At 63.4% G+C, this 279-nt stretch carries 1 pseudogene; it reads left to right on the top strand.

Features of this window, described 5'->3' with window-relative positions:
* Positions 1–228 (top strand): annotated as a pseudogene (locus ACPYOG_RS19440) (ABC transporter substrate-binding protein); the annotation flags it as partial.
* Between the last annotated feature and the right edge of the window lie 51 nt (positions 229–279).

A 279-nucleotide genomic window follows, 5' to 3' on the forward strand; every position in this document is an offset into this window, starting at 1 on the left:
GCCGAGAACATCGAGCAAGGCGACGCCGACTGGATCTTCTACAGCAGCTACGGCGACCCCGCAGCGACCGGCGAAAAGTCGGTTGTTGAAGGCGCTGTCTGGCCCAAGCTCGGCGCGGTCAAAGCCGGCCATGCGAAACAGGTTAATGACGATGTCTGGTTCCTCGGGCTCGGCCCCACAGGCGCCCAGCTGATTCTGAAGGACCTTCGCAGCATGCTGGTCGGCTAACCCGGCCCCACCCCAAGCACCCCAACAACGACGGCGGCCCTCACAAAAAGG

It is taken from the genome of Leifsonia sp. HAY1-4F, assembly GCF_056755275.1.